General features: G+C 41.4%; 11 protein-coding genes and 2 pseudogenes. 11 read left to right on the forward strand and 2 right to left on the reverse strand.

All coding sequences use genetic code 11. The annotated features are described in order from the left end of the window. The first annotated feature begins 7 nt into the window (after positions 1–7). The 8 genes and pseudogenes from fmt (at position 8) to spoVM (ending at position 7,889) form a co-directional block, all read left to right on the forward strand. Positions 8–954 (forward strand): annotated as a pseudogene (fmt, locus tag MUO14_RS22770) (methionyl-tRNA formyltransferase). Further along, positions 947–2,305: a 16S rRNA (cytosine(967)-C(5))-methyltransferase RsmB gene (rsmB, locus tag MUO14_RS22775; protein WP_244752776.1), complete on the forward strand. Its 1,359-nt coding sequence runs from the start codon at positions 947–949 to the stop codon at positions 2,303–2,305. Before fmt ends, rsmB begins: the two are co-directional and overlap by 8 nt. A 339-nt stretch (positions 2,306–2,644) precedes the next feature. Next, on the forward strand, positions 2,645–3,403 hold the full coding sequence (locus MUO14_RS22780) for a Stp1/IreP family PP2C-type Ser/Thr phosphatase (protein WP_244752777.1): 759 nt from the start codon (positions 2,645–2,647) through the stop codon (positions 3,401–3,403). Beyond that, entirely contained in the window at positions 3,403–5,415 is a 2,013-nt protein-coding gene (pknB, locus tag MUO14_RS22785; RefSeq protein WP_244752778.1) for a Stk1 family PASTA domain-containing Ser/Thr kinase, read from the forward strand. Before MUO14_RS22780 ends, pknB begins: the two co-directional genes overlap by 1 nt. Beyond that, positions 5,416–6,297 (forward strand): ribosome small subunit-dependent GTPase A, encoded by an 882-nt coding sequence (gene rsgA, locus MUO14_RS22790; RefSeq protein WP_244752779.1) that lies wholly within the window; start codon positions 5,416–5,418, stop codon positions 6,295–6,297. A gap of 1 nt (position 6,298) precedes the next feature. Next, positions 6,299–6,949, forward strand: a complete 651-nt coding sequence (rpe, locus tag MUO14_RS22795; protein WP_244752780.1) for a ribulose-phosphate 3-epimerase — start codon at positions 6,299–6,301, stop codon at positions 6,947–6,949. A gap of 178 nt (positions 6,950–7,127) precedes the next feature. Further along, on the forward strand, positions 7,128–7,763 hold the full coding sequence (locus tag MUO14_RS22800) for a thiamine diphosphokinase (protein WP_318036051.1): 636 nt from the start codon (positions 7,128–7,130) through the stop codon (positions 7,761–7,763). 46 nt (positions 7,764–7,809) lie between these two features. Further along, a pseudogene (gene spoVM / locus MUO14_RS22805) lies at positions 7,810–7,889 on the forward strand (stage V sporulation protein SpoVM). A gap of 169 nt (positions 7,890–8,058) precedes the next feature. Here the strand turns inward: spoVM and rpmB are convergent. Beyond that, positions 8,059–8,247 (reverse strand): 50S ribosomal protein L28, encoded by a 189-nt coding sequence (gene rpmB, locus MUO14_RS22810; RefSeq protein WP_244752782.1) that lies wholly within the window; start codon positions 8,245–8,247, stop codon positions 8,059–8,061. 232 nt (positions 8,248–8,479) lie between these two features. Between rpmB and MUO14_RS22815 the strand changes: the two genes are divergently transcribed. Together MUO14_RS22815 and MUO14_RS22820 are read left to right on the forward strand one after the other, a co-directional pair. Next, positions 8,480–8,842 (forward strand): Asp23/Gls24 family envelope stress response protein, encoded by a 363-nt coding sequence (locus tag MUO14_RS22815; RefSeq protein ID WP_244752783.1) that lies wholly within the window; start codon positions 8,480–8,482, stop codon positions 8,840–8,842. A gap of 31 nt (positions 8,843–8,873) precedes the next feature. After that, positions 8,874–10,535: a DAK2 domain-containing protein gene (locus MUO14_RS22820; RefSeq protein WP_244752784.1), complete on the forward strand. Its 1,662-nt coding sequence runs from the start codon at positions 8,874–8,876 to the stop codon at positions 10,533–10,535. A 271-nt stretch (positions 10,536–10,806) separates the two neighbouring features. On the opposite strand, the gene MUO14_RS22825 is transcribed toward MUO14_RS22820, so the two are convergent. Beyond that, positions 10,807–11,004: a hypothetical protein gene (locus MUO14_RS22825; protein ID WP_244752785.1), complete on the reverse strand. Its 198-nt coding sequence runs from the start codon at positions 11,002–11,004 to the stop codon at positions 10,807–10,809. An 84-nt stretch (positions 11,005–11,088) separates the two neighbouring features. On the opposite strand from MUO14_RS22825, the gene MUO14_RS22830 reads away from it, so the two are divergent. Continuing rightward, on the forward strand, positions 11,089–11,259 hold the full coding sequence (locus tag MUO14_RS22830; RefSeq protein WP_244752786.1) for a hypothetical protein: 171 nt from the start codon (positions 11,089–11,091) through the stop codon (positions 11,257–11,259). Positions 11,260–11,379 lie beyond the last annotated feature (120 nt).

The following is an 11,379-nucleotide window of genomic DNA, read 5'->3' on the forward strand; positions in this document are numbered from 1 at the left end:
ACACAAGATGACAAGAATTGTCTTTATGGGGACGCCAGACTTTGCTGTCCCTGTGCTAGATCAGCTAGTGGAACACAATTATGAAGTCGTTCTAGCTGTTACACAACCAGACCGCCCGAAAGGCCGCAAACGTACACTCACCCCTCCTCCTGTAAAAGAAGCAGCGAACAAATGGGGCATTCCCGTTTTTCAACCTGAAAAAATTAAAAACGAGTATGAGGAAGTATTAACGTACGAGCCGGACCTTATCGTCACAGCAGCTTTTGGTCAAATCTTGCCAGAGGCATTACTGACGGCGCCTGAGCATGGGTGTATCAATGTACACGCTTCCCTCCTCCCAGAACTTAGAGGCGGGGCACCGATCCATTACTCGATCATCCAGGGCAAAAAAGAAACAGGTGTAACCATCATGTACATGGTAAAGCAGCTTGATGCGGGCGATATTCTTACCCAAGTGCGTGTGGCGATCGATGATGAAGACCACGTTGGCACGTTGCATGATAAACTTTCAGACGCTGGTGCGAGGCTGTTGCTTGAAACGCTGCCTCCCCTTTTAGGTGGAGAGATTACACCTCAAAAGCAGGTGGATGAACAAGCCACCTTTGCTGCAAATGTTAAGAGAGAACAAGAATTAATTGACTGGAGTCAAGATCAGCAATCTATATATGACCATATTCGTGGTTTACATCCGTGGCCTGTAGCTTTTACATATTGGAAAGGCAAGCCTATGAAAGTATGGTGGGCGAATAAGGTAACTGGTCGATACAATCAATCCCCGGGACAGTTTTATCATTAGAAGAAGATGGTTTTATCGTCCAGACAGGGGAACAAAAGGCTGTAAAAATTACTGATGTACAGCCTGCAGGCAAAAAGCGAATGGACGGACAAGCTTTCTTGAATGGTGCCGGACAATCGCTTCAGGCTGGAGAGGTGTTGGGGGAACAAAATGACTAAATTTGTACTCAGAGAGTCCGCTTTAAACTTACTTGAAAGAATTGGTGAGCAAGGCGGTTACAGCCATGTATTGTTAGACCAGGAAATGAATAAGCGCCGATTGCCGGCTAAGGACGGGGCATTATTAACCGAAATCGTTTACGGAACGTTGCAAAACAAGCGGAAAATTGAGTTTCAAATCGAGCCTTATGTTGCAAAACAGAAAAAAATAAAGCCTTGGGTCAAATGGCTTCTGTATATGTCCGTCTATCAAATGGTGTATTTAGAAAGAGTTCCTGATCATGCGGTGATCCATGAAGCGGTTGAAATTTCGAAAAAGAGAGGGCATAAAGGGATTTCCTCTTTCATGAATGGTGTGCTTCGTAATGTCCAGCGTAAAGGTGTCCAGGACCCGTCGACAATTGAAGATAAGGCTGAACGCATTTCCGTTGAAACCAGTCATCCTGAATGGCTTGTAAGCCGCTGGATCGAGCAATACGGCTGGGAGGTAACGGAGGCGATGTGTCACCAGAACTTAAAAAGACTTCCTATCTCTGTTCGAGTGCAGCCCTTAAGAATGTCCCGTGATGAGGTAATCACGGACTTGAAGGAGCGTCATATCACAGCAATAAAAAGCAGCGTATCTGAACAAGGGCTCTTGATTGAAGAAGGACGAATCATTGATGACCGCCTGTTTACGGATGGTTTTCTTACAATCCAAGACCAAAGTTCTATGCTTGTCGGGGAAATGATGGATCTTAAGCCCGGTCTTAAGGTACTTGACGCCTGTAGTGCTCCAGGCGGTAAAACGACACACATTGCGGAGAAGCTTGAGGACCAGGGCTCTGTGATTGCTTACGATTTACATGAAAAGAAAGCAAAACTTGTGAACGACAAAGCAACTCTTCTTCAATTACAATCGATTGAAGCACGGCAAGCAGATTCTAGACAACTGCACGATCTTCATGATAAGAAAACATTTGATCGAATTCTACTTGACGCCCCATGTTCAGGACTTGGGGTGTTACGAGGGAAACCGGATATTAAATATCATAAGAGTGAATCTGATATTTTCGCACTTAGAAAAATACAAGATGAATTGCTGCACAGTGTTGCCCCGTTATTAAAAGTAGAGGGGAAGCTCATATACAGCACTTGCACCGTTGATCGCCATGAAAATGAAGAAGCAGTAAAACAATTTTTAAATAACCATCATGAATTTGAAGTAGATCCCACGTTTGCAGAAGATCTTCCAGAGAAGATGCAAGGCTCTGTAGGGCATACACCATACGGAATTCAATTGTTCCCACATCAATGGGATACGGATGGATTCTTTTTAACAAGACTAGTAAAGAAAAAAAGAAGTGAATGATGGACAGAAGCTTAATGGGCAGCTATTCAAATGGAATGATGGAAATTCATTTGAAACGGTACTAATGAAGCGCGATTATGGTTACTCTGTGTGTATAATGGACAAATATATCTTGCGCTTCGTCACAAGCGACCAAGAAAATAAAGTGTCATGTCAACTTCATTCCTGTAAACTATGATCTAGGGAGACGTTGGCAGTACTTCGAAAATCAAATTTTTTGAACAGAAGTTAAAGACGAAGAATCAATGGAACCACTTGTCGAGCACAAGGTCACGACATTGATGTGCATGTGGCCATTTTCGCGTCAAGCGGACGTAGCGAAGAAATGAGGTGAAGATCATGTTTGAATGCTTTATGACAGATCAAGGAAAAGTCAGAAATCATAATGAAGATGCTGGCGGTATTTTCACCAGTGAGTTTGGACAAAGTCTTGCTATCGTTGCAGATGGGATGGGTGGCCACCGTGCAGGAGATGTAGCTAGTCAATTGGCAGTGTCTGTTTTACATAATAAGTGGAAAGAAGCCGCCGATTTTAACAAGCCAGATGACGCGGAGGAATGGCTAAAGCATTCTGTTATTGAAGTGAATGGTCAAATTCAAGAGCATGCAAAACAGAATGAAGAATGTCATGGGATGGGCACAACGCTTGTTGCTGCTATATGTACAGATGGATTTGCAACGATTGCCCATATCGGTGACAGCCGATGCTATTTGGCGAACAGTTTTGGTTTCAAACAGATCACCGAGGACCATTCATTGGTTAACGAATTAGTCCGATCCGGGCAAATTACCTCAGAGCAAGCAGAACATCATCCACGAAAAAATGTCCTCACGAAGGCACTAGGAACCGATGAGGAGATCATCCCTGATATCCTGACGATTACTTTTGACCAGGATGATCGATTACTGTTATGCTCTGACGGGTTAAGCAATAAAGTCCACGATGAAGAAATTGAAAAAATGGCTGAATTCAACGGGGAATGGCAGGAGTTCTGCCAATCTTTAGTTGACATTGCCAACGAAAGAGGCGGCGAAGATAACATCACACTTGCCGTGATTCACAATAGTCACTCAGAGCTGAAAGAAGGTGCTGACTAATGTTGAATAATCGTCTCCTTAACGAACGCTATAAAATAATGGAGATGATAGGCGGAGGAGGCATGGCCAACGTCTACTTGGCTTATGACACGATTTTAGATCGTGATGTTGCTATTAAAGTACTGCGTCTTGAACACGGAGACGATGAAGAATTTATTGCGCGTTTTCATCGCGAAGCCCAATCTGCCTCAAGCTTGTCCCACCCTAACATTGTAAATATCTACGATGTAGGGGAGGAAGAGGATTTATATTTTATGGCGATGGAATATGTAGATGGGATGACCCTTAAGCAATACATTCAAAAGAACAGCCCGATTGATGTAGCAGATGCGATTGATATCATTCGTCAAGTCACATCAGCCATGGCACATGCCCATGATAATGGGATTGTTCACCGTGATATAAAGCCTCAAAATATTTTAATTGATCACTATGGTCAAGTAAAAGTGACAGATTTCGGCATCGCGATGGCTCTAAGTGCCACTGCCCTAACTCAGACAAATTCTGTACTCGGCTCCGTCCATTATTTATCCCCTGAGCAAGCAAGGGGAGGAATGGCAACAAAGAAATCGGACATCTATTCTTTAGGGATTGTGCTGTTTGAATTATTAACCGGCCGGCTTCCTTTCTCAGGAGAATCCCCTGTAGCCATCGCCCTCAAACATTTGCAGCATGATACACCTTCATTAAAGCGGTGGATTGCTGATTTACCTCAGAGTGTAGAGAATATTGTTTTAAAAGCAACAGCTAAAGACCCTTTTCATCGTTATGATTCCGTTATGGATATGGAATATGATTTAGAAACAGCCCTTGAGCCCAATCGATTGGACGAGCCAATTTTTGCTATACCGAATGAAGAGGATGAAGAAAAAACAAAAGCCATTCCTGTCATTACAGAAGAAAATTATGGGTATGAAACAGAAGAGAATACGATTGTTCTTGATACAACAAAGGTAAATAGCGAAAAGAATCTTTCAAAAAAAGAAAAAAAGAAGGCTAAAAAGCTTAATAAAAAGTCCAAAAAGAAAAAAAAGAAGAAAAAGAAGAAAAGACCATTATTATGGTTGTTTATTATCTTCCTCATCCTTTGTGCTTCGGGAGTAGCAGCATTGTTTATTGTGCCAACTTTATTGCAGCCGGATGATATTGAAATGATTGATGTGGAAGGAATGGAATATGAGGAAGCTTTCAGTGATTTAACTAAATTAGGTTTTGAAGTGAAACGTGAACCGATTACTTCTGACACAGTTACAGAAGGACTTGTGGTTAGAACGGAACCGGAGTCAGGGATGACCGTGAAGGAAAAGACTGAGGTGACCGTTTACACAAGTAGGGGAAAGAAACGGGTCGCTTTCGATGATTATGTCGGCGAAGATTACGAAAGAACGAAGCAGGAACTAGAAGATCAAGGATATGGCAGTGTGTTAGCTATCGAGGAAAATTCTGATCGGCCTGAAGGGGAAATCATTGAACATGTTCAGCCGAAGCCTGATGAAGAAGTTGTGCCTGAGGAAATGAGTGTCATCTTTAAAGTCAGCCTGGGACCACCAACGGTTACGATAAGGTCACTAGAAGGTCAGTCACGGGAGTCGGCAGAGAACTATTTAAATGAGAACAATTTGGAATCATCTGTCACAGAGGAATATTCTGAAGAGATTCCCAAGGGCAGTATCATTAGACAGGAACCACAGGCATTAAGTGAAGTAGATGTAGGGTCTACGGTCAACCTTGTCGTTTCGTTAGGCCCAGAGGATCAGCCACCGCAAGAAAAAACGGTGCAGGTTGAAGTTCCTTATGATGAAGAAGCAGAACAAAAAGAACAACAGGTACTGATTTATGTCAATGACTCGAACAATCAAATCTCAGAAGTATTACGTGAAGAAACCATCACAGAGGATACAACGGTCGAGTTTACAGTCACGATCCCTCCAGACGGTGAAGCCTCCTATAAGGTGCAGCTAGGCGAAGAAGTCATTGAAGAAGAAACGGTTCCTTATGAAGAAGGTGAATAAATGGCAACAGGTAAAATAATAAAGGCGTTAAGCGGATTTTATTATGTGCTCCATGAAGGAACTGTTTATCAATGCCGAGGCAGAGGAATTTTTAGAAAGAGAAAGGTTACTCCACTCGTAGGCGATGTCGTGGAATTTAAGGCAGAGACGGTCGATGAAGGCTATATTCTTTCTATTGATGAAAGAAACAATGAATTCGTAAGGCCTCCCATTTCTAATGTAGATCAGGCGCTGATTGTTACATCCGCTGTACATCCCGACTTTAACTCCTTACTATTAGATCGCTTTCTGGTACTTGTTGAAGCAAAGCGTATTGAACCATTAGTCGTTATTTCAAAAGTGGATCAAGTATCTGATCAAATGTTGCAGGAAATGGAGACGCATAAGAAAATATATGAGGAGATCGGCTACCCTGTCATCCTTTCGTCAGTAAACGATTCACAAACCATTGATCATATACAATCCCACTTAGCAAATCGTACGACGGTAATAGCAGGTCAGTCAGGAGTAGGAAAATCCTCGATACTAAACTCCATTGACCCTCGCCTTGCCATTGATACAGATGAAATATCAGAGAGCTTGGGACGTGGAAAACATACGACGAGACATGTTGAACTCTATGAAATCGCAGGTGGATTCGTTGCTGATACACCGGGCTTCAGCTCGTTGGAGTTTGGCGAATTGGAACTGGATCAACTGAGCGAATGCTTTCCTGAATTTGTAGCTGTTCAGGATGAATGCAAATTTAGAGGCTGTATTCATAATAAAGAGCCGAAATGCGCGGTTAAATCAAATGTTGCCAGTGGAAAAATAGCGGAACAAAGATACAAACATTACTTACAATTCGTTGATGAAATTTCCAATAGAAAGCCGAGGTATTAACATGATTAAAATTGCTCCATCAATACTGGCAGCTGATTTTTCAAATTTAGAAGCTGAAATTAAAGACGTAGAACATGGGGGCGCTGACTATATTCACGTTGACGTTATGGATGGTCACTTTGTGCCTAATATCACAATTGGGCCATTGATCGTTGAAGCGATTCGCCCGGTTACATCCTTACCTTTGGATGTCCACCTTATGATTGAAAATCCTGATGCTTTTATACCTGAATTTGCTAAGGCGGGTTCAGATATTATCACTGTACATCAGGAAACCTGCCCGCACCTTCACCGTACGATACAACTAATTAAAAGCCATGGAGTAAAAGCGGGTGTGGTGATCAACCCAGCAACACCAGCCGAAACGATAAAACCGATCTTACAGGATGTTGATCTCGTCCTATTAATGACCGTGAATCCTGGGTTTGGCGGACAATCTTTTATTAATAGTGTCGTACCGAAGATCAGTCAAATTGCAGCGTGGCGTAACGAATTAGGCGCTGAATTTGAAATTGAAATTGACGGGGGTGTCAATAAGGATACAGCGAAGCTTTGTACAGAAGCTGGAGCCAATGTCCTTGTAGCTGGCAGTGCTGTGTTTAAACATGAAGATCGTGGGCAGGCCATCACTGACATTCGTCAATCTATCTAAAATGTGTAAGAGGCTGTTCAAAAAGTCAATGAATGGATGAGCTGCCAATCGCTTCGCAAACTTTTCATTCATCAATTTTTTGAATATATGCTTCTAGCCAAAATATATGGTTTCTTACCGATATTTTGGCTTTTTTTAATGGAAGAAGGGAAGTGTAATCATCAAAAAGCAAGTTGGGATTGTTGCAGGAGGTCCAAAAGAATTTATACCTGAGCTTTCTGAATATGATGGTAAGGATATGATATGGATTGGAGCAGACCAAGGAGCGGAAGTGATCATCGAACAAGGCGGAAGGTTAGATATCGCTGTTGGGGACTTCGATTCCGTCAGCGTCAGTTCCCTGGCTGCCATTAAAGAAGCTGCGGCAAGAACAGATACATATCCTAATGAGAAAAATGAAACTGATCTGGAAATCGCGATTCAAGAAGCAATCATGCATGAGCCTGAACAAATCTTGCTTTTTGGAGTAACGGGCGGACGGCTCGACCATTCTTTAATTAATATTCAAGTGCTGTATCCCTTATTAAACAAGGGAATTAAAGGCACAATTATTGATCGGCAAAATCAATTGGAATTAGTAGGGGAGGGGATGCATAAACTGAAGAAGATCGACAAGTATTTATATGTATCCTTTTTACCGATAACGTTAGAAGTGAAGGAGCTGTGCTTAACAGGGTTCTATTATCCATTACAAGGTGCTCAACTTTCCTATGGATCGACGCGTTGCATTTCTAATCAATTGATTGAAGAACAAGGTACTTTTTCATTTACTGAAGGCATACTCTTAGTAGTAAGAAGCAATGATGTCATCTAATAGAAGGGATCTTTCGCGAGCAGCTTTACATTTGAGGAGGGGGCTCATGAAATTTTATACAATTAAACTCCCGCGCTTTCTCGGGGAATTGTACGGGCTATGATTGGGACATTCAAAAAAGAGTAACAAAAAAGCACCCAAGTCATGGGTGCTTTTTTGTCGTCAAGAAAATTATAAAAACATTTAACTGTGGATAAGCTTACATGAAGTTAGCCACATCCAGCTCCAGCGCCCAAGACACGAAAGACTAGTCTTTCGTGTCTACCGGGCGCCCCGCGCTTTTGTTCTTAGGTAATTATACTCGCTCTACTTTACCTGACTTTAAATCACGTGCAGATACATAGACCTTTTTAGGTTTGCCATCCACGAGAATACGTACCTTTTGTACGTTAGCTTTAAATTGACGTTTATTAGCGTTCATTGCGTGTGAACGATGATTTCCTGAACGTGTGCGACGTCCTGAAACGACACATTTGCGTGACATATAATTCCCTCCTGTTACGATACAAAAATCTTGAAATACTTAACTAATGTACCATATTGAGCAGCTAAATGCAATATAGCCAGGAGATAATATCAAGAATTTTATCTTGACAGAAAGAAGGAAATGTTTCAGAGTATGATAGGTGTTTATTGTACTTTTCGCATACATTTTATCTGTCTGTTCTATGTTATAATGGGTTCACGAAGATGGTGAGTATAAAGGGGGATTTACTGTGTCCGTTGATCTTAGTACTAAATTTGGTCATATTACAATTAGCAATGAAGTCATTTCTACAGTTGCCGGTGGTGCTGCAGTAGAGTGTTACGGAATTGTAGGCATGGCATCTAAAAATCAGCTTCGTGACGGTATAGCTGAAATGCTTCGTCGAGAGAATTTCTTAAGAGGAGTCGTCGTAAGACAGGAAGAAGAGAAACTTCATATTGATATGTATATTATTGTAAGCTATGGAACCAAAATATCAGAAGTAGCACATAACGTACAATCACAAGTAAAATACACATTGAATAAAACAGTAGGTTTATCTGTAAGTTCGGTAAATATTTTCATACAAGGTGTGCGCGTGATCAGCGAATAATGGCAGTTGTTAGTCAAAGGAGGAAGTAAGCGTGACGTTAAGAAAGTTAGATGGTAAAACGTTGGCAGAAATGTTTCTGCAAGGTGCTCATCATTTAAAGAGCAACTCACAAATGATTGATGCTCTTAACGTATTCCCTGTCCCGGATGGGGATACAGGAACGAACATGAACTTATCCATGTCTTCGGGTGCTGAAGAAGTAAAAAAGGTAGAAGAGGATCACGCCGGCAAAGTTTCACAGGCTCTTGCGAAAGGTTTGTTAATGGGAGCTCGGGGGAACTCCGGTGTTATCCTGTCTCAGTTATTCCGGGGTTTTTCTAAAGCACTTGAGGACAAAGAATCCATAACAACAAAGGATTTTGCGACAGCACTTCAAGGTGGAGTTACGACAGCCTATAAAGCCGTTATGAAGCCTGTCGAAGGAACGATCTTAACAGTGGCAAGGGAAGCGGGAGAGGCTTCTGCAGAGCTGGCAGAGAAAGAAGAAGACTTTCTTCCATTTATAGAAGGAGTTGTTGATGCAGCGCGTACATCGTTAAAAGGAACACCTGAGCTGCTCCCGGTTTTGAAAGAAGTGGGTGTGGTCGATAGCGGTGGGCAAGGGCTGCTAACCATTTATGAAGGCTTACTAGCTAACTTAAAAGGGGAAGAACTTCCTGAACAAAGTTCGACCATCTCGATGGGAGACATGGTCAACGCGGAACATCATAAGCTGGCACAAGACTTTATGAATACGGAGGATATTGAATTCGGATATTGTACGGAATTTATGGTCAAGTTTGAAGAAGATAAGCTGGCTGAAACTCCCTATGATGAAGAAGCTTTTCGCCAAACCCTGAGTGAACACGGTGATTCTCTGCTGGTTGTGTCGGATGAAGATTTGATAAAAGTTCATATTCATGCAGAGTATCCAGGAAATGCAATGAACTTGGGGCAACAATATGGAAGCTTGATTAATATGAAGATTGAGAATATGCGTGAACAGCATACGTCCATCGTTGGGGAGAAAAAGAATACGAAGCCGAGAGAGAAGGCGGAGTATGGGATTGTAACGGTGGCGATGGGAGAAGGGATTAAGAAATTATTCGAAAGCCTCGGTGCAAGTGTGGTGATCCAAGGTGGACAAACCATGAATCCAAGTACGCAGGATATTTCTGACGCAATTGTTGAAGCACATGCGAACCACGTATTAATTTTGCCCAACAATAAAAACATAACTATGGCTGCAGAACAAGCAGCAGAATTGGCTGACGTAAAGGCAGCCGTCATCCCATCAAAAACAATTCCTCAAGGCATGAGCGCGTTGCTTGGATTTAACCCTGAAGCGGATATTTCCACGAACAAGGAAGAAATGTCCTCTTTAATGAAACATGTAAAGTCGGGGCAAATCACCTATGCCGTTCGTGATACCCAAATTGATGGCTTGTCGATTGAAAAAGGTCATTTCATGGGGATTTTTGAAGGAAAGATTTCGTCCGCACAAAAAGATAAGCTGGAAACCTCTAAAGCTCTTCTAAAGGAAATGATTGATGAAGAGGAAGATGAGATTGTAACAGTGATTACTGGTGAAAAAGTGGACGAGCAAGAAATTGAAGCATTAGAGGCTTACTTGGAGGAACACTTTGAGGATATTGAAGTGGAAATTCACAACGGCGGCCAACCTATCTATTCATTTATATTTTCAGTTGAATAACCATAGGAAACGGAGCCAATGCGGCTAACTGGTTCTGCCCCGAAGGATCATCAGATTAAATATTAATTTGATGGTCCTTTATTATTGATGGGGAGAGTTTTAGTGCATTTTATCTTTAAATTATGTACGATAATTTAGGCAATAACTAGAAGTAAATTTTTAGTTTTATTCCATAATGTGATAGGACTAACAAGTCGTATTATAGCAAGTCTCTTTGTAAGTGAACTATCTAAAAATTCCGCCGATAACATTTGTCATCGGCGGAAGAGGTTTAAATGGTCATATCTTTTGCGGATCGTTGCCTTATCCCTTTTAGACTATAGAGCCTTTCTTTAATAATACCAGCAACAACAGCATTTCTTCTTATCTTTCTTTTTACAAGGATCATAATAGTCGCGACGACCATAATAATCATAGGGATCACAATTATCTTTCTTCTTACAAGGATCATAATAGTCACAAGGATCATAATAATCCTTTTTACAAGGATCGTAATAACACATAAAATCCCCCCTTTCTATACTTTTATAATGTGATAATAAGAGGGAATAGATTGGATAGGTTACATAGTAAAAAAATACATTTTCTAAAATCATTTGAAAGGGGGAGGAAGAAGTTTTCCCGATGGGTGTTGGAAGCAGCTAATATGATTGCTCTTAACTTAATGAATGATATTGTAAAAGGGAAGATAAACGGTGAAAAAGCTCGTAATATCTATGGATAAAGTAAGTCTTGTGCTTATACAAGAAAACGTAGCCTATAAAATATCGTGTCATCGTCTAGAAGAGGTTGAGAGGAGCTCGTTGAATGAACGGGGAGCTTTCATTTGAATCAATTTTTAGTA

The organism is Halobacillus shinanisalinarum (assembly GCF_022919835.1).
Taxonomy (GTDB): domain Bacteria; phylum Bacillota; class Bacilli; order Bacillales; family Halobacillaceae; genus Halobacillus_A; species Halobacillus_A shinanisalinarum.

Excerpts from the sequence above, each read along its gene's own strand:
- MUO14_RS22780 (WP_244752777.1), top strand. The coding sequence starts at position 2,645 with ATGTTTGAATGCTTTATGACAGATCAAGGAAAAGTCAGAAATCATAAT.
- pknB (WP_244752778.1), top strand. The coding sequence starts at position 3,403 with ATGTTGAATAATCGTCTCCTTAACGAACGCTATAAAATAATGGAGATG.
- MUO14_RS22825 (WP_244752785.1), bottom strand. The coding sequence starts at position 11,004 with ATGATCCTTGTGACTATTATGATCCTTGTAAGAAGAAAGATAATTGTG.
- rpe (WP_244752780.1), top strand. The coding sequence starts at position 6,299 with ATGATTAAAATTGCTCCATCAATACTGGCAGCTGATTTTTCAAATTTA.
- rpmB (WP_244752782.1), bottom strand. The coding sequence starts at position 8,247 with ATGTCACGCAAATGTGTCGTTTCAGGACGTCGCACACGTTCAGGAAAT.
- rsmB (WP_244752776.1), top strand. The coding sequence starts at position 947 with ATGACTAAATTTGTACTCAGAGAGTCCGCTTTAAACTTACTTGAAAGA.
- rsgA (WP_244752779.1), top strand. The coding sequence starts at position 5,416 with ATGGCAACAGGTAAAATAATAAAGGCGTTAAGCGGATTTTATTATGTG.